Below are 18518 nucleotides of genomic sequence, written 5' to 3' on the forward strand. Positions count from 1 at the left end.
CATTTGTGGTTAAATATTTGTAGTTTTGTGCAAAAATCTGATTCTTTCAGAAAATAAGGCAAGAGATTACAGGGGGATCTTATGAACAACGTGGTAAGTCAGAACAGTCTTGAAGGTGAACCAACCGAGACACGAGGACAGCGAATCAAGACACTCGCAGGTTCCATCCTTGGGTATGCGGCAGAAGGGCTCGATATGCTGCTTCTCTCATTTGTACTTGTATTTATCATTAAAGATTTCTCGCTAACAACGGTGCAAGCCGGGAATTTGACATTAGCAACGACGATCGGGATGTTGGTCGGTTCATACTTATTCGGTTTCTTAGCGGATCTATTTGGACGGATTAAGATGTTGTCGTTGACCATTCTGTTGTTCTCGGTCGCAACAGCGCTCATCTATTTCGCGAATGACTATTGGCATTTACTCACACTGAGATTTTTCGTTGGTATGGGTGTCGGTGGGGAATTCGGTATTGGGATGGCCATCGTAACAGAGACATGGTCCAAAAAAATGCGTGCACGCGCAACATCGGGCGTCGCATTTGGTTGGCAGCTTGGCGTATTGTGTGCTTCCTTTCTACCTGCATTAATCGTGCCACAATTCGGCTGGCGTGCAGTGTTCTTGTTCGGATTGATTCCTGCATTGCTCGCGATCTTCGTCCGCAAGAGCCTCAATGAACCGAAAATGTGGGAAGCGAAGCAAAACCGTAAAAAATTATTACTTCAAAAAGAACGTGAAGGGACGATTCTTCCTGAAGAGCAAGTGGAATTGAACGGGATGAAGAAGTTCCCATTGCGCAAACTTTTCGCGAATAAAAAGCTGACGATGACAACGATCGGCCTTATTGTCATGTCCTTTGTTCAGAACTTCGGCTACTATGGGATCTTTACTTGGATGCCGACGGTATTGTCTGAGAAGTACGGATTTACCCTCGCGAAGGCGAGCGGTTGGATGTTTATTTCGACGATTGGGATGTTGATTGGGATCGGGGTGTTCGGTGTCCTAGCGGATCGCATTGGTCGCCGCAAGACTTTCACCATCTACTATATTGGTGGAACGATCTACTGCATTATTTACTTCTTCGTCCTTAACGATGCTACATCCTTGTTATGGGGAAGTGCGCTGCTTGGTTTCTTCGCGAACGGGATGATGGGCGGTTTCGGTGCGATTCTGGCAGAACATTATCCATCAGAGGCGCGTTCGACGGCGGAGAACTTTATTTTCGGTACAGGACGTGGTCTTGCAGGCTTCGGGCCAACGGTGATTGGCGCAATTGCAATCGGGGGGAATATCATGGGGGCGATGTCCTTGATCTTCTGCATCTATCCGATCGGTCTACTCTTCATGCTCTTGTTCGTACCAGAGACGAAAGGCAAAGCGTTGGATTAATTTAACGAAGTTCGCAAGGCTAGTCAGCACTTGGAAGTCTGTGATATAGTGGTATGTGCTTTGGTAAAAAATGAGTCCCAAAGCCGCGGTTCGTAACCATCCCGCGTTATCAAAACTAGGAGGAGAGGCAATTGTTTAATTTAGGTTTCGGGGTCTGTTTTGCCCTGGTTAATTTCGCACTATTTCTAATCTGTTATCGATTTTTCGGTAAAAAAGGGCTGTACGCTTGGGTCGGGGTTGCTACGGTCATCGCCAATATTCAAGTGACGAAAAATATCGAGATGTTCGGCTTTGTTATGACGCTCGGGAATACGATTTACGGCACGATTTACTTGACGAGCGACTTGCTGAATGAGAAATATGGCGAGAAGGAAGCGAAGAAAGCCGTATGGTTCGGGTTCTTCACATTAATTACGACGACGATTATGATGCAGATGGCCTTGCAGTTCAAGCCGCATGAGTCCGGTATGGAAGCGCAAGCTGCCATGGAGCTTATTTTCGGGATGATGCCAAGATTGGCGCTTGGAAGTTTATCTGCATATTTTATCAGTCAGTTCTTGGATGTTCGCATTTATACATTCTTGAAAAAAGTATTTCCTAAGCCGAATCAGCTCTGGATACGCAGTAACGGTAGTACGGGAATCAGCCAATTGGTCGACTCCGCGGTATTTTGTACGATTGCGTTCGCTGGGGTTAAGGGTTATTCTTGGGATGTCTGGTTCGATATTTTCATTACGACGTATGTGCTTAAATTTATTATATCTGTCGCTTCGACGCCGGCTTTATATATCGCGCGAGGCTTTAAGATTAAGGAAGAATAGGGAGACGCCGCATGTTCAGGGGAGCTGAACATGCGGCGTTTTTTTTGTGTGCTTCGAAGGAGATAGAAAGTTCACCTTGGATTGGGGGTGGGGTATCTCTTTCCGGTCGCTTCTTGTTCGTCCTTTGCTTTGATTAGACTAGAGGGATGCAAAGGACTACCAAAGAGCGAACGTAAACTCCTCCAGGAGATACCCCATCCTCCCTGAATACGGTGAACATATAAAATAAATAAAAAACGCCGCATGCATGGGGGAGGGGAAAGAAGGGGAGCGCAGTCGCGCTGTGCTTTCGCATAATGCGCCTGGAATCACAACACACTAATCCCAAACCTGATTCACCAAATTACACGTGCGGAATTTACGAAAATCGTGGTGGATGCCTTCCGCTTGAAGCCGAATGTTGGTAAAGTGTTCGAAGATACCAAAGGGCCCAAGTTGACGCTTAGCAATCTGGAAAGACGGTTCAAGGATACCGCCTTCTGTGCGTGGGACGCCGTATTTACAGTTGCAGCCAAAGGGATTATCGGCGCCGACGCGGCGGGACGTGCTTCTACTATGTCCTTGCTGAATGCTCGAAATTGTTGCTGTCTCCACATTGTGATTTTTGTAACTTTCTCAAAGGATCGACAGAGGTACAATGAAAAAGGCCAAAATTTTAAATAATATTATTATCGAGGAGGCCTTGATCGATGTCTTATAACAAACCGAATGAAATCGCTGAAGTGACTGTAGATACCGGGGTGAAGAAAGCGAATAATCCGCTGCCAACCGTGTTAACGCTTGGTTTTCTCGGTGGCGCCTTTATTGCTATTGGGTATTTGCTCTATATACGCGTGATTGCGAGTGCGCCTCCGGCATGGGGGAGCTTTACTTCATTCATCGGCGGCAGTGTGTTCCCCGTTGGTCTGATCTTGGTGTTATTAGCAGGGGGAGAATTATTAACAGGCAATATGATGGCTGTACCGCTCGCTTGGTTCAAACGCCGCATCTCCGCTGGAGCGATGATCCGGAATTTAATTCTTATTACGCTAGCGAACTTCGTTGGTGCGATCTTTATTGCGTATGCTTTCGGGCATGTCGTTGGTTTAACGGAGAGCGGACCTTATTTAGAAGCAACCGTGAGCATTGCGGGTCATAAGATCGAAGCGACGTTCCTCCAAGCGTTCGTCTCGGGGATTGGTTGTAACTGGCTTGTTGCACTCGCTGTGTGGCTGTCATACGGTGCGAAGAGCTTTGGCGGCAAAATATTAGGAATCTGGTTCCCGACGATGGCATTCGTCGCGATTGGCTTCCAGCACGTCGTGGCCAACATGTTCGTCATTCCAGCAGCGATCTTCGCGGGTCACTATACATGGGCAGATTATTTTGGGAATTTCGTGCCTGTGTGGCTCGGCAATTTGGTCGGCGGGATGATCTTTGTCGCTGGTTTCTATTACGTTGCCTATCTGCGCAGAGAAGAGAATATGACATCCAAGCCTTAAGAGAACGAATACGCTATTGAACAGAAGCCTTCGGATTCCACGAATACATGTGGAGCCCGGAGGCTTCTTAGATAGGGGGGAGACGATACCAAGGAAAAAAGCGAATATATGTCAAAAAGATATGAAAATCCATCATAGAAGTATCGACTCTAGTAGGCTATACTATAAGGCAGTAATTCTAGCTAGACACGAACTGATCGAAGATGAGGTGTCCACATGGAACGAAATGAAAGATCGCTCGACGTCGTTACGTTCGGGGAATCGATGGCCTTATTCATGCCTGCCGGGACGAAAGGAATCGCGTATTCGAATCAATTCGAGCGGTTGTTCGGCGGAGCGGAGAGCAATGTTGCTATTGGTCTTGCTCGGCTGGGTCACACGGTGGGATGGTGCGGGAGCTTAGGAGCCGATCCGTTCGGCAAAATCATTGCGAAGACGCTTCGCAGTGAAGGCGTCGATGTATCGCGCGTTCATTTCTCCGACCGCGCAGCAACGGGACTCATGTTCCGTGAGGTGGTAGCGGGTAAATCGTCGGTTTATTACTACCGCCGAGATTCGGCTGCTAGCCGGATGACGCCTGCGAATTTGGATCCAGCCTATGTGGGACAAGCACGAATCCTACACATTACCGGGATTACCGCTGCGTTAAGCGAGTCGTGCCGTGATACGCTGAGAGAAGCGATTCGAATTGCGAAGGCGCAAGGGGTTAAGATTTGCTTTGACCCGAATTTGCGGTTGAAGTTATGGAGCATTGACGAAGCGAGACCGGTTCTGCTGGAGCTTGCAGAGCAGGCCGATTATTTCTTACCAGGCCTAGACGAATTGAAGCTGCTCTACCAGACGGAAGATTTCGATACCATTATCGCAAGGTTGAAAGCGCTGCCAGGTGTTGCGGTGGTGAAAGGCGGCGATGATTGCACGTACCTGCTCGATGCGGGTGAAGTGCACGCGATTTCCTATTTCCGCGCACCACACATCGTAGATACGGTAGGTGCCGGGGATGGATTCTGTGCAGGGTTTATTGCGGGTATTGTACGCGGAGAGTCCTTACTAGAAGCGGTACGTCTTGGAAATCTAATCGGCTCGATGGTAATTCAGATGGAAGGCGACTGGGAGGCACTCCCGACGGCGGAAGAGGCCAATGCCGTCTTGCATAACATTCAGCATATTGAACGCTAGGAGGCTAGGTAAGAGATGAAAAAACTGAGATTGGTGCAACAAATCGTAGACGGTGGTGTCGTTGCGGTACTGCGCGGGAATTCACCGGAGGAAGTCGTAAGCATGGCGGAACAAGCTATCAAAGGAGGAATCAAGATCATCGAAATTACGATGACGGTTCCCTTCGCATTGCAAGCCATTGAGACATTAGCGAAACGTTATTCAAGCGCAGATCCCTCTGCAGACAATTATGCGGTGATCGGCTCTGGCACGGTATTGGATCCAGAGACGGCGCGTGCAACCATTCTGGCAGGTGCCGAGTTCGTCGTTGCGCCTTGTCTGAATGGTGAAACGATCAAGTTGTGCAATCGATATCGTGTGCCGATGATGCCTGGTGTGATGACGATTCAGGAGATCCAGACAGCGCTCGAATTAGGCGCAGATGTGGTGAAATTATTCCCGGGCAACCTCTATTCGCCATCGATGATCAAAGCGATCAAAGGACCGCTTCCTCAAGCGAATGTCATGCCAACGGGCGGGGTAACGCTGGATAATTTGGGAGAGTGGATTGAAGCGGGTGCGGTCGCTGTCGGCATCGGATCTGATCTAACGAATGAAGCGGTGAAAACAGGCGATTATTCGATCATAGCTGCGAAAGCGGCCCAATATATCGCTGCATATGCGCAAACGAAGCGGAAATAATCGTTATTTGATCATTTCAGCGCATCGACCTTATCTACTATAGACCATAGAATGAAGGGGTAATCACAATCATCATGTATGTATTGACTAACAAGGAGTGCTGAACCCACATGAAATCCTTACGCATGAAGCGTAATGCAAGATCGTTCTCAGATTATCGAAAAAATTTATGGGTGTTAACGTTGGAAGGCGTTCCAGCGATTATTATGTTGACCCTGTTAGGAGGACCTTTCCTAACAGGGTATTTGCTGCACCTCGGTGCAACATCTCAGCAGATCGGGCTTGTGCTCTCGATGGCGAGCATCGTCAATGTGGTTCAAGTGTTCGTCGCTTACTGGATGCAGCGGATTACGAACCGCTATTGGGTGCTCGTCACGTTCAGTGCGATCCATCGGATTGGCTGGGCGGCAACGGGATTGATCCCGTTTATTTTTCCTAGTGAATACTGGATTCCGGTGTTTCTTACGATGTATTCGATTGCATTCCTTGGGAATGCGATTTCGGGTCTCGTCTGGACGTCGCTCGTCGGTGATATGGTGCCAGCGGGGATACGCGGGCGGTACATGGGCATTCGGAACACAATGCTGAATGCGCTAGGCAGCTTGGTATTGTTCATCGGGGGGCAGGCGTTGGATCGATTCCCGGGGCAGCAAGGCTTCAATTTACTGTTCATCGCAATCGGGATTTGTACGGTGCTCAATATTATCGCTTTTGCCAATTATCCCAAAATTCCGCTCGCCAAGTCGACGGAGACTGAGTTTCTGCCCATGCTGAATAAGCCATTCCAGGATCGGGCGTTTCTGCGCGCCGCGCTGTTCATTTCATTGTGGCTGTTCCTGCAAGGCATTATTGTGCCGCTGTTCTCGTATGTGATGCTGCATATTCTGCATATCAGCTACAATTGGATCTCCATCATTACGGTCGTTCAGACGACCTTCATGATGATCAGCTTCTACATATGGGGCAACCTGAACATGAAATATAGCAACAAAAGGTTGCTTTATTGCACGCTGCCCATCATTGCTTCGGCTTGTATGCTGTGGAGCCTCATCTCTGTATTTCCGGCTGTTGCGGTTCTGATCGCGATTCATGCTCTACTCGGGATCGGGATTGGGGGATTCAACCAGTTGTCCTTCAACTTCATTATTGGGGATACGCCCAAAAGCGAGCGTCCGATGTTCATCGCCGTCTATTCTGCATTAACGGGCTTCGCCGCCTTCCTAGGTCCGATCTTGGGTGGATGGCTCTATGAGATGCTGCGAGAAATGCCGGCGTGGATGCAATCGTATGGACTCTCGACCTTGGTGGGCTTCATGATGCTCCTATTGGGTCTGATCTTAGGACGGGCTGTGCTTCGAGATTCATACGCACCGCGTCCAACAGAGGTCGCACGCGAACTGACATGATGCGCTCGTGAAGCTCATATAATACATGGAAAGGCTGTCGAACGGACGTTTCGGCAGCCTTTTTCTTGAAGTTATTTCGTTCAAGGGGGCGATGGAATGAACGGGAAGGTCGTGATCGTCACAGGCGGATCGAGCGGTATGGGCAAAGCAATGGCTGCTCGATTCGTACAATTAGGGGCTTCGGTTGTCATTACAGGACGTACGCCGGAGAAGCTAGAAATTGCGCAGCGCGAAATAGCGATGTTCAGCGATGGGCAGGGGTGCGTTCATCCGGTAACGATGGATGTCAGGAAGCCTGAAGACGCGGTGCGGATGGTGCAGGAGACGCTGCAAGTTTATGGTCAGATCGATGCATTAGTGAATAATGCAGCAGGCAACTTTCTCTGTCCCGCAGAATTGCTTAGCGTCAATGGCTGGAATGCCGTCATTCAGATTGTGCTGAACGGCACCTTCTATTGCAGCCAGGCGGTTGGTAAGCACTGGATTGCAACTGGAACCGTAGGATCTATCTTGAATATGGTAGCGACTTATGCTTGGGATGCCGGACCAGGCGTCATTCATTCCGCCTGCGCGAAGGCAGGCGTGCTCGCTATGACCCGGACGCTCGCCGTAGAATGGGGCCGGGCCTATGGCATCCGCGTGAATGCAATCGCACCCGGCATGATCGAGCGCACAGGCGGCGCAGAGCGTCTGGTCTCGAGCGTGGAGGCTGGGGAACAGCTCAAGCATCGCATCCCGGTGGGGCGCTTCGGCACGCCGGAGGAAATCGCGGGCCTCGCAGCGTTCTTGCTCTCTCCCGATGGCGCCTATGTCAACGGAGCGTGCTACACGATGGACGGTGGGGCGTCATTGCAGCAGACGTTCATTTGATCGGTTTCTTCTTTCTCCACCTGCTCCCTCTCTAAATATGACCTACGCCTTCTTGGGGTGGGGGAAATCACTGCATATTGCCATTACGGAGGGGAAGGGGGTATCCGATGCAGAGCGAAGCGTCCGCCTTTGAATACAGGGAAACATCTACTATAGTCCAATCAAAGCTTCCCGGTATTCAACAGCGGCGAAATCGGATACCCCCGTACCGAAGTGTTCATGCAATATGTTTTTGGCGATTTCCCCCACCCCACAAAGGCTCGTCATATTTCCCTCGACCAACTTCTTTGACCCCGTCAACGTTAATAGTCACAACCCAACACTGTTTCTCTAGACCCACACGGGTTTCATCCGTTACGATAGTTCTACCGGAATTGATGAAGACGTGGAGGGTTACCCGTGACAGAAGCATATCGAGATTTACAACAAGGAGAGCGCGGGGCTTGGACGAGTATCATTGCTTATCTGGGTCTTGCCGCGGTGAAGCTGATTATTGGATGGCTATTCTATTCGGAGGCGCTGCTAGCGGATGGATTAAATAATAGTACCGATATTGTCGCATCGATTGCGTTATTAATCGGATTACGGATTTCCCGCAAGCCGCCGGATGAGGATCATCCCTACGGGCACTTCCGTGCGGAGACGCTCTCCGCATTAGTTGCCTCGTTTATCATGATGGCTGTAGGGCTTCAGGTGCTGTATCAAGGGATTACCAAGTTGGCAACAGGAAGCAGTCAGGTGCCGAATATGCTTACCGCATGGACAGCGCTAGGGTGTGCGGCTGTGATGTATGTGGTATACCGCTCGAATCTTCGACTTGCGAACAAAGTAAACAGCGAAGCTTTGAAGGCAGCAGCGCAAGACAATCGGTCGGATGCCTTGGTCGGCATTGGTGCATTCGTCGGGATCGTCGGCACGAACCTTGGCTTGCCATGGCTGGATGTGGCAGCGGCAATTGTGGTCGGATTGATTATCTGCAAGACTGCGTGGTCGATTTTCCGCGGCACGGCGCATTCCTTGACAGACGGTTTCGACGAACAGGAGCTGGAGCAGCTCAAAGAGACGATCATCACCACACCGGGTGTGGAGCAGCTCAAAGATATCCGTGCTCGTCTACTAGGCAACCAAGTGCTCGTCGATGCTACGGTGCAGGTAGATAATGATCTGAATGTGACAGAGAGCCACGAGATTACGGAACGAATCGAACGGCAAATGCTAGAGAAGCATAATATCCAGCATGTGCATATTCATATTGAGCCGATTTGATAGATGCAGTCCTTCATGGGGCTGCTTTTTTCTATGCCGTTTTTTAAGAATCTTTAAGAAAAACTAATCTAATCTTTAGGAAATGTAAGGCAAATTTACCTATTCTTCGTATATAATTAGGATAATCTTGTCAGTTCATAAAGAAGAAAGGAAGTTAATGATGCGCAAAACGTATAGTTTGATGCTAGTCAGTCTTCTGACGATGGCCCTATTATTGGCGGCATGCTCTGGGGAGAAGGCTGCACTTGAACCGTTAGATGCAGAGCAGAATGTGAAGTTGAAGGTTATTTTCTGGGAAGAGAATTATTTCTATCAGGAATACGGCAATTATTTTACGATGAAATATCCGAATGTTGAATTTGAAGTCATCTCCCAGAATCAATTGGAGAAAGAAGTATCTGAATCAGGCGAGGACTATCAAGAAGCGATGAATAAGTTCATTGAGAAGAATCAGCCGGATATTTTGATGCTGCAACCGGACCAGTATGAGAAATTCGCAAGCGAAGGCAAGTTGTATGAGCTGGACACGATTATCAAGCAAGAGAAGTTCGATACGGAGAATATCATTCCGGCCGTGATGCAGATGCTCAAAGATAAGGGCGGCGGCAAAATCTACGGTTTAGCTCCAACCTTTGGCGCACAAGTTATCTTTTACAACGTAGATCTATTCCAGAAGAATGGGGTAGAACTGCCGAAGAATCAGATGACCTGGGAAGAGCTCTTTCAATTGGCGCAGCGGTTCCCGACCAGCGGGGCGGAAAAAGACCGCATTTATGGCTTGGGCATGGAATATGGTGGGTTCTCCAACCTGCTTATGAGTGTGGGATCAACAGAGAACTTACGATGGGTTGATAAATCAGGAAAGAAGATTCAGTTAGAATCGGAGAGTTGGAAGAAGGCCTTCAACCTGGTAGCGCAAGGCATGAAGTCCGGGGCGATCTACCGCGAGAAACCGCAAGATAATCAAGCGCAGACGATGGAGAGCTACTATGCGCGGAATCCGTTCACGATGGGAAAAGCGGCGATGACGATGAACGGTTCTTGGTATACTAATCAGCTTAGCCAAGCGAAAGATCAAATAAAGGATTACAAGCCTTTTGAGTGGGGGGTCGTGACGGCGCCTGTCAGCCCTTCAGATCCGAATGTGACGGATAACATGTATCTGAGTCAGATCATGGCTGTCAATGCGAAGTCGACGAACACGCGCGCTGCCTGGGAATTTGTAAAATTCATTAATGGTCCAGATATGGCCCGTATGCAATCAAGACAGATGAGCGGAAACCTGCCGACGCGCAAGGATTTCATCAAAGATAAAGAGAATCATGATCTCTCAGCCTTCTACATGCTTACGCCGAAATTTACATCCTATAATTCGAAAGAGTATAAGGTGCCAAGCAATTTCTATATGACGCAAAATCAAGTCCTAGAGACGCAGTCCAATCTATTCCTTGATAATAAGCAGTCGGCAGAGCAGACCCTAGCAAATATCCAGAAGCAGCTGCAGGATGGACTAGATAAAGGTTGGCAAGAGGACGAGGCGAAGAAGAAAAAAGAGAAAGAGAAGGAAGCTAAAAAGTAAAGAGCCATACACGTACATACTTAAAGGGTTAATTTGTCAGCTAATAGATAAGAAGGGAAGTTAATGATGCGTAAAACGTTTAGCTTGCTGCTGGTCAGTCTTCTAGCATTGACCCTATTATTGTCCGCTTGCTCTGAAAAGCTTGCACTTGAACCGCTAGATGCAGAGCAGAATGTGAAATTGAAGGTTTTATTCTGGGAAGAGGAATATTTTTATCGGGAATATGGTAATTACTTCACCATGAAGTATCCGAATGTTGAGTTCGAGGTCATCTCGACCAATAAGGTTCAACAAGAAAGGGAAAAATCGTATGAGGACTATCAAGAGGCCATGTACAAGTTCATCGAGGAGAATCAGCCGGATATATTGATGCTTCAGCCAGATCAGTATGAGAAGTTAGCAAGTGAAGGGAAATTATATGAACTCGATACTATTATGAAGCAAGAGAAGTTCGATACGGAGAGTTTCCTTCCATCTGTCATGCAAATGCTCAAAGATAAGGGAGGCGGCAAAACGTATGGGCTTACTGCGACCTTTGGAGCGCAAGTGCTCTATTATAATGCAGATTTGTTCCAGAAGAATGGCGTAGAACTGCCGAAGAATCAAATGACGTGGGATCAGGTGCTGCAATTAGCACAGCGTTTTCCAACGAGTGGGTCTGATAAAGATCGAATCTATGGTCTCAATATGCAAGGGATGGGAGGGCCTACCGAACTTGTAACGAACCTAGGTAGTACGGAGAATCTCCGCTGGGTGGACAAGGAAGGGAAGAAGGTTCAGTTCGAAGCAGAGAGCTGGCGTAAGGTCTATCAACTGGCTACGAATGCGTTCAAATCTGGCGTAATTTATGATGAAAAGCGAAACATGCCTCAGATGGGCGATACGATGGAAAGTTATTTGGCTCGAAATCCGTTCACGGTCGGGCGCTCTGCGATGACCATCGGCGGCTCATGGTATATGAATGAATTAAGTCGTGCTACGGATCAAATTAAAGATTTCAAGCCTTTCCAATGGGGCGTGGTCACAGCACCCGTCAATCCTGCGGAGCCGACTATGACAGACAATATGTATTTAAGCGAAATTATGAGTGTGAATGCAAAATCAGCAAACACACGCGCCGCATGGGAATTCGTGAAATTCGTTAACGGTCCGGAAATGGCACGTATGCAATCGAGGCAAATGGCGGGTAATTTGCCGACGCGCAAAGAGTTTATCAAAGACAAAGAGAATCATGATCTATCGGCATTCTATCTGCTTACACCGAAATTTACATCCTATAATTCCAAGGAATATCAAGTACCGAGTAATTTCTATATGACGCAGAATACGGTTATTGATGAGCAAACGAAACAGTTCTTAGATAATAAACAGTCGATGGAGCAGACTATCGCCAATATCCAGAAGCAATTGCAGGAAGGCTTAGATAAAGGCTGGCAAGAGGATGAAGCGAGGAAGAAAAAAGAGAAAGAGAAGGAAGCAGCTAAGAAGTAATTTCTCCTACATACATGTCAACCTACCTTGAAAAGGATCGTTGTGCCGCAACTAAAGGGTACCGCGATCCTTTCGTTTTTTTCGCCAAACATTCTGTGCGAGGGTTCGATTAGAAGCTATAATAAATATGGTTGTAGAAAGATCGGAAAAACTTGGCACACGGATGAAGATGAGGGGGAGTCATTCATGGAAGAAACCTATATTTTGACGCTCGATCAAGGGACGACCAGCTCTCGTGCCGTCTTGGTGAATCAAAATGGCGATGTCGTGGAGATGGCGCAGCAGGAATTTACGCAGTTTTTTCCGAAGCCGGGTTGGGTTGAACATGATGCGAATGAAATCTGGGTCTCTGTGCTCGGAGTGATGACGACTGTGCTCGCCAAATCGAATATTAGACCAGATCAAATTGCCGGCATTGGGATTGCGAATCAGCGCGAGACGACGGTCGTCTGGGATCGGCATACTGGAAGGCCCATTTATCCTGCAGTCGTATGGCAATCACGGCAGACGGCGGATATTTGTGAACAACTGAAGGAAGAGGGACATGAAGATCGATTTCGGGCCAAAACCGGGTTACTGATCGATCCGTATTTCTCTGGAACAAAAGTGAAATGGATACTGGATCATGTCGAAGGAGCGCGGGAACGTGCGGAGCAAGGGGATCTATGCTTCGGAACGATTGATACATGGCTCATTTGGAAGTTGACGGGCGGAAGTGTTCATGTGACGGATTATTCGAATGCTTCACGGACACTAATGTACAACATCCATGAATTACGTTGGGATGATGAACTATTGCGGATCTTGGATGTACCAAGAGCCATACTGCCGGAGGTAAGGTCCTCGTCTGAAGTCTATGGGGTAACGGCAGGGGGTCTACTATTCGATCATGGAATTCCCATCGCAGGCGCTGCAGGCGATCAACAGGCTGCTCTATTCGGTCAGGCTTGTTACGAAGTGGGCATGGCGAAGAATACGTACGGTACCGGATGCTTCATGCTGATGAATACGGGTGAGCAGGCGATTGCCTCGGCGAAAGGACTGTTGACGACGATCGCTTGGGGGATCGATGGACGTGTGGAATATGCGCTGGAGGGCAGCGTCTTCGTCGCGGGATCTGCATTACAATGGCTGCGTGACGGGCTTCGTATGATCAAGTCTGCGAAGGATTCCGAGATGTATGCAGGGCGTGTCGATTCGACTGAGGGCGTGTACGTTGTTCCAGCCTTCGTTGGGCTGGGTACGCCATACTGGGACAGTGATACACGCGGCGCAGTATTCGGACTGACGCGTGGAACGTCGAAAGAGCATTTCATTCGTGCGACCCTCGAATCGCTTGCCTATCAGACGAAGGACGTCTTAATGGCGATGGAGGAGGATTCGGGGATTACGCTGAAATCGTTGCGTGTAGACGGTGGTGCGGTGCAGAACCATTTCTTGATGCAGTTCCAGAGTGATATGCTCGGCGTTCCCGTTGAGCGGTGTGCGAACCCGGAGACGACTGCCCTTGGTGCAGCATACTTGGCGGGGCTTGCCGTTGGATTCTGGCGGGATCGCAGTGAAATCGCGGGGCAGTGGAAGAAGGAGCATGTCTTCATGCCTGCCATGGAGCGGGAAGTGCAGGAGCGGCTATATACCGGGTGGACCCGTGCGGTTCAAGCGGCGATGATATTCAAAAATTAGCAGTATGTGATGACAATGAAAAGGTGGTGGGCCGAATGGGAAAATCGTTGTCTAGTGATCAGCGCGAAAGACTGCTTAAAGAGATGGCTCAGCAAACCTTCGATGTACTCGTCATCGGCGGTGGTATTACGGGTGCAGGGATTGCGCTCGATGCTGCATCACGCGGTCTGAAGACGGCGCTAATTGAGATGCAGGATTTTGCTGCGGGTACGTCCAGTCGGTCAACGAAATTGGTCCATGGCGGACTCCGATATTTGAAGCAGCTTGAAGTCAAGGTTGTTGCTGAGGTGGGGAAAGAGCGAGCTATTGTCTATGAGAATGGTCCCCATGTAACAACGCCGGAGTGGATGCTCCTGCCGCTCTATGCAGGTGGTACGTTCGGGAAATGGTCTACTTCGCTAGGTCTTCGATTCTATGATTATCTAGCTGGTGTGAAGCGGCATGAGCGGCGGCGGATGCTGACACGGGAAGAAGCGCTAGAGAAGGAACCACTCCTGAAGCCGGAGGGACTTCGGGGCGGCGGAATCTATGTGGAGTATCGGACGGATGATGCGCGATTAACGATGGAAGTCTTGAAGAAGGCTGTTGAGCTTGGTACCTATGCGGTGAATTATACGCAGGCAATGGCATTTCAATATGATAAGGGCCAGGTGTGCGGCGTACAGACGGTGGATAAGATAACGGATAAGAGCTTCTCGATCCAAGCTCATACGATAATTAACGCTGCCGGACCTTGGGTTGATGATCTTCGTGCCATGGATCATTCACGGATGGGATCGAAGATTTATCATACGAAAGGTGTCCACCTTGTGTTCGATCAATCGCGATTCCCATTGCGCCAGGCGATTTATTTTGATACACCAGATGGGCGGATGGTCTTTGCAATTCCGAGAGCGGGTAAGACATATATTGGCACAACGGACACGGAATACAACGGGGACATGACCAAACCGCGGATGACGGTACAGGATCGCGATTATTTGCTCGCAGCAGCGAACGGCATGTTTCCCTCGCTAGAACTTACCGTGGAAGATGTCGAGTCCAGCTGGGCAGGGCTTCGGCCGCTCATACACCAAGAAGGGAAGAGCCCGTCGGAAATATCCCGCAAGGATGAAGTATTTCATTCCCCTTCTGGCCTGATCTCCATTGCTGGGGGCAAATTAACGGGATATCGCCATATGGCTGAGAATGTCGTAAATGCTGTGGTTAAGCGACGGATCGAATCAGGACTCGATACGGCAGAACGTCCATGTAAGACGAAGCAGCTGCCGATATCCGGCGGGGAATTCGGAGGTTCGAAGCAGTGGGAAGCCTTTGTGCGTGATCGGGCGCACCAGGGGAGAGCTTTTGGTCTGACGCTGGAGGAGGCCGAACGATTAGCACGTCGCTATGGTGCGAATGTAGATGTTATATTCGATCTGGTGCCTGCATGCCAGAAGGAGCTTCGGCGCTATAACGATATGCCACCTGGTCTTCTTGCAGAGTTATCCTATGCAATCCAGTACGAGATGGCTGTGACGCCAGCTGATTTCTTCATACGCCGTACAGGAGCGATGTTGTTCGATGTGGAGTCGGTGCGTAAATGGCGCGAACCCGTCCTCCGTTACATGGCCATTCAATTGAATTGGTCCTTCGAGGAGCGGGAGAGATATAGCTTGGAGCTCAAGCAGCTGCTGCAGGAAGCGGTGTCTGCTGCGAGTCGAGATGAATAGAGAACAGCCGTCCAGTGCGCTGATTGCAGTGTGCTGGGCGGCTGTTTTTTGTATTAGGTGCTCCGTTACGACCTAGATCATCCTCCACCTTTCGCATCGCTCGCACCCCCCATCACACTTTCTATCCTGTATATTTGCACGAACTTTGGCTGGAATGGCCGCCAGTGGTGATCTATGATGGATTTCTGCATGAATTTTACTCGAATATGCCGCTGAACCCCCTAATTATCCGTTCTATCATGTAGTAAATCCAAGATAGGTTCGTAGGTATCGCGAAATGTCGGCGCTATGCTGGATGAAATCCATCGTAGCAACTGTCCAGCTGTCAAAAGAACGAAAAAAAGGCGAGGGCTTCATTGCCCTCGCCTGCGTTACTATTGAACAACTAAGTAAATTTTCGTATTCTTGCCGCCGTAGGTTACCGTGAGGGTGGTCTTGCCTTTACCGTTCACAGTGATGATGCCATCGATGATGTCCGCCACCTTGATGTTGGAAGACTTCCAAAGGCCTGCTGCGGATACATCTAGTTTTGAACCGTCAGCATAGTAAGCAGTTGCTTCGACGGTGGCAGTCTTATCAGATACTTTCAAAGACAGGTTAACAACATTTGTCTTCAAATACTTCAACTGATCGACTTCGACATCTAGTGAAAGGCTCTTGTTACCATATTTCGCTGTGACCTTTGCTTTACCGAAACCAATCGGTGTGATCTTTCCATCAACCACATCGACAACACGATAGTTACTTGTTTTCCATTCCGCTTCTTTCTCTACATTCCTCGTGGTCTTCCCATCAGAGAATGTTACGGTGAGCGTAACATTCTCTGATAAATCCGCGTTCGGAATTTCTGATTTACTCTTCATCGACAAGAACTTCTTCGATAGTTCGATTTTCTGAATAACTTCTACCTCTACAGGGATAGACACGGATTTGCCGCCGTATTTTGCTGTAATCGTTGCTTTACCGGATGAGAGAGCGGTAATCGTACCATTGGATACAACGGCGATTTTCTCGCTGCTGGAGCTCCATTCTGCTTTATCTGGGAGTACTACACTATCTTTACCACTTGGATCCCACGAAGTTAGTTTAACATCAGCTGTATCGTTGATCTTCATGTAGATCAATTTCTTATTTGCTTCGAGCTTGTCGGACTTAGCAACATCGATCTTGACGGATGTTGATTTGGTACCGTATTTCACGGTGATCGTCGCTGATCCCTTGTCCATGGCCGTAACGGTTGCTTTGCCTGTTACTGCATCATAGGCTACCTCTGCAACCTTCTCATCGCTGGAGGACCATACGGCTGCTTTGTCTTTCAATTCAGTGCCCGTATTGCTGTTCCCCATCAAAGCGATGGCCATTAACGTTTTTGTGCCTTTCGGATCCAGGGAAATGGATTTGATCTCTTCTTGCGTTGTCATATCTTCAACGATTTTTAGTTTGCGCGGTACTTCAATGTTAACGGTAAAGGAAATCGATTTGCCGCTGTAGGTCGCGGTAATTTTGGATTCACCTTGCCCGTATGCCGTGATTTTCGCTAACCCACTATCCATACTCACGATCGCAATATTTTCATTGCTGGACGTCCATGTTGCTTTGGTTGTAAGGTCGCCTGGAGTACCATCTGCGAAGACGGATTGTAGCTTAACCTTGATCGGATTCGTCTTATCCATCGCAATTGAATCTTCGATAAGGGAGTTGTCAGACAATCTAACCTCTAAGCGACGAGGAACCTCCACATCTACCGTCATCGTTGCTTCTTTTTCCCCGTATTTAGCTTTGATGGTTGCTGAACCTGTCTTCAGAGCTGTTATCTTGCCTTTGTATACACTGACGATATTCTCGTCGCTTGATGTCCAAGTGGCCTTTGAAGTTACATTCTCAGGGGCAGTTGGTGTTTGTGCATACGTAGCTTCGAGCTTTACGTCGAATACGTCATTTACTTTTAGGTACAAGTTCTGCGGAGTGAGCTCGAGTTTGCTCGTGCGGTCCACATCGACCTTGATGTCGATCGTCTTCGTGCCGTATTCTGCAGTCAATGTAGCTTGACCGGGATTATAGACGTTGATCTTCCCGTCCACGACATCTGCAATTCGCTCATTGCTAGACTTCCAAGTCGCTTTTTTAGAAATATTATTATCTGTAGAGCCATCGATAAATGTCGCGCTGACGACGATATCTTTCGTCTTCTCGGTCAACAGCATCGATACTTCAGGCGTTGTCGTATCCAATCGGCGTACGACATCAACGTTGACTTCAATCGTCACGGATTGATTGCCGAACTTCGCTGTAACTGTGGTTGTTCCTGAATCGTGACCTGTAATGACCCCGTTCGAGACGGTCGCGATTTTATTATTCGCTGTAGTCCATTCCGCTTTGTCAGCAGCTTTATTGTCTGTTTCGCCATTTAAATAGTTGGCTGTGAGTACAACTGCTTGCGTCATGTTCGAACGAATATTGACTCTTTGCAGGTCAGCAGTGAGTGAGTTTACTTTTTTGGTTATATTGACTTCTAATGTTTTGACTTGCGGGTTCGTCGATCCAATTGGGTACGAAGCGCTAATCATGGTCGTACCTTCATTTTTAGCGGTAATAACGCCGTTCTCAATGGTCGCGATTGTGTCATTTCCACTCTTCCATGTCGTAGCTAGCGTTACGTCTTTGGAACTTCCATCCGAATAGACAGCAGTAGCTTTGACAGTCTGCGTGTTGCCTGTCTCAATGGAGAGCTTCGTGCTGGATAATACTAAGTTAACTAGATACGTTGGATCTGCCGCTGCTGCTGCTGGCTTCGCCCAACTCACCATCCCGAGCATCAAAATCATACATAGCAATACTTTAAGCTGTTTCAATCGTCTGTCCTCCTATATCCGAGTTTTATACTTCTATATCGGCTGGAAAACACGAAAATTTGATACAAATCGTCATTTTGTGTAATTTTAACATTTTGCGTCAGAGTT

The 18518-nt window shown here is 48.5% G+C and carries 14 protein-coding genes; 13 read left to right on the forward strand and 1 reads right to left on the reverse strand.

The genetic code is table 11. The annotated features are described in order from the left end of the window. Positions 1-81 precede the first annotated feature (81 nt). The 13 genes from AC3WU2_RS07015 (at position 82) to AC3WU2_RS07075 (ending at position 15558) form a co-directional block, all read left to right on the forward strand. Complete coding sequence (locus AC3WU2_RS07015; RefSeq protein ID WP_492452655.1) at positions 82-1389, forward strand: MFS transporter; 1308 nt, start codon at positions 82-84, stop codon at positions 1387-1389. Positions 1390-1520: 131 nt separating this feature from the next. Next, positions 1521-2210: a queuosine precursor transporter gene (locus AC3WU2_RS07020; protein ID WP_492452657.1), complete on the forward strand. Its 690-nt coding sequence runs from the start codon at positions 1521-1523 to the stop codon at positions 2208-2210. A gap of 387 nt (positions 2211-2597) precedes the next feature. Beyond that, positions 2598-2873 carry a hypothetical protein gene (locus tag AC3WU2_RS07025; protein WP_492452659.1) on the forward strand — a complete coding sequence of 92 codons (276 nt, stop codon included), beginning with the start codon at positions 2598-2600 and terminating at the stop codon, positions 2871-2873. A 26-nt stretch (positions 2874-2899) separates the two neighbouring features. After that, on the forward strand, positions 2900-3691 hold the full coding sequence (locus AC3WU2_RS07030) for a formate/nitrite transporter family protein (RefSeq protein WP_492452661.1): 792 nt from the start codon (positions 2900-2902) through the stop codon (positions 3689-3691). Between the two features lie 216 nt (positions 3692-3907). Further along, positions 3908-4870: a sugar kinase gene (locus AC3WU2_RS07035; protein WP_492452663.1), complete on the forward strand. Its 963-nt coding sequence runs from the start codon at positions 3908-3910 to the stop codon at positions 4868-4870. 15 nt (positions 4871-4885) lie between these two features. Then, a complete protein-coding gene (locus tag AC3WU2_RS07040; RefSeq protein WP_492452665.1) occupies positions 4886-5551 on the forward strand; it encodes a bifunctional 2-keto-4-hydroxyglutarate aldolase/2-keto-3-deoxy-6-phosphogluconate aldolase in 666 nt (221 codons plus the stop codon). Between the two features lie 110 nt (positions 5552-5661). Then, the gene (locus AC3WU2_RS07045) at positions 5662-6957 is read left to right on the forward strand and encodes an MFS transporter (RefSeq protein ID WP_492452667.1); all 1296 of its coding nucleotides are present in this window, start codon (positions 5662-5664) and stop codon (positions 6955-6957) included. A gap of 96 nt (positions 6958-7053) precedes the next feature. Further along, the gene (gene fadH / locus AC3WU2_RS07050; protein WP_492452669.1) at positions 7054-7827 is read left to right on the forward strand and encodes a 2,4-dienoyl-CoA reductase; all 774 of its coding nucleotides are present in this window, start codon (positions 7054-7056) and stop codon (positions 7825-7827) included. A 399-nt stretch (positions 7828-8226) separates the two neighbouring features. Continuing rightward, entirely contained in the window at positions 8227-9093 is an 867-nt protein-coding gene (locus tag AC3WU2_RS07055; protein WP_492452671.1) for a cation diffusion facilitator family transporter, read from the forward strand. A gap of 157 nt (positions 9094-9250) precedes the next feature. Next, a complete protein-coding gene (locus AC3WU2_RS07060; protein WP_492452673.1) occupies positions 9251-10672 on the forward strand; it encodes an ABC transporter substrate-binding protein in 1422 nt (473 codons plus the stop codon). Between the two features lie 63 nt (positions 10673-10735). After that, positions 10736-12163: an ABC transporter substrate-binding protein gene (locus AC3WU2_RS07065; RefSeq protein ID WP_492452675.1), complete on the forward strand. Its 1428-nt coding sequence runs from the start codon at positions 10736-10738 to the stop codon at positions 12161-12163. Positions 12164-12349: 186 nt separating this feature from the next. After that, positions 12350-13846, forward strand: a complete 1497-nt coding sequence (gene glpK, locus AC3WU2_RS07070) for a glycerol kinase GlpK (RefSeq protein WP_492452677.1) — start codon at positions 12350-12352, stop codon at positions 13844-13846. 35 nt (positions 13847-13881) lie between these two features. Next, complete coding sequence (locus AC3WU2_RS07075) at positions 13882-15558, forward strand: glycerol-3-phosphate dehydrogenase/oxidase (protein WP_492452679.1); 1677 nt, start codon at positions 13882-13884, stop codon at positions 15556-15558. 374 nt (positions 15559-15932) lie between these two features. Here the strand turns inward: AC3WU2_RS07075 and AC3WU2_RS07080 are convergent, their stop codons facing one another. Then, positions 15933-18410 (reverse strand): Ig-like domain-containing protein, encoded by a 2478-nt coding sequence (locus AC3WU2_RS07080; protein ID WP_492452681.1) that lies wholly within the window; start codon positions 18408-18410, stop codon positions 15933-15935. Positions 18411-18518 lie beyond the last annotated feature (108 nt).

The organism is Paenibacillus sp. EB106-05-06-XG162 (assembly GCF_058791655.1).

Bases quoted from the DNA above. Each gene is read 5' to 3' on its own strand.
- AC3WU2_RS07030 (WP_492452661.1), top strand. From the start codon at position 2,900: ATGTCTTATAACAAACCGAATGAAATCGCTGAAGTGACTGTAGATACC.
- AC3WU2_RS07040 (WP_492452665.1), top strand. From the start codon at position 4,886: ATGAAAAAACTGAGATTGGTGCAACAAATCGTAGACGGTGGTGTCGTT.
- AC3WU2_RS07015 (WP_492452655.1), top strand. From the start codon at position 82: ATGAACAACGTGGTAAGTCAGAACAGTCTTGAAGGTGAACCAACCGAG.
- fadH (WP_492452669.1), top strand. From the start codon at position 7,054: ATGAACGGGAAGGTCGTGATCGTCACAGGCGGATCGAGCGGTATGGGC.
- AC3WU2_RS07065 (WP_492452675.1), top strand. From the start codon at position 10,736: ATGATGCGTAAAACGTTTAGCTTGCTGCTGGTCAGTCTTCTAGCATTG.
- AC3WU2_RS07075 (WP_492452679.1), top strand. From the start codon at position 13,882: ATGGGAAAATCGTTGTCTAGTGATCAGCGCGAAAGACTGCTTAAAGAG.
- AC3WU2_RS07035 (WP_492452663.1), top strand. From the start codon at position 3,908: ATGGAACGAAATGAAAGATCGCTCGACGTCGTTACGTTCGGGGAATCG.
- AC3WU2_RS07060 (WP_492452673.1), top strand. From the start codon at position 9,251: ATGATGCGCAAAACGTATAGTTTGATGCTAGTCAGTCTTCTGACGATG.
- AC3WU2_RS07045 (WP_492452667.1), top strand. From the start codon at position 5,662: ATGAAATCCTTACGCATGAAGCGTAATGCAAGATCGTTCTCAGATTAT.
- glpK (WP_492452677.1), top strand. From the start codon at position 12,350: ATGGAAGAAACCTATATTTTGACGCTCGATCAAGGGACGACCAGCTCT.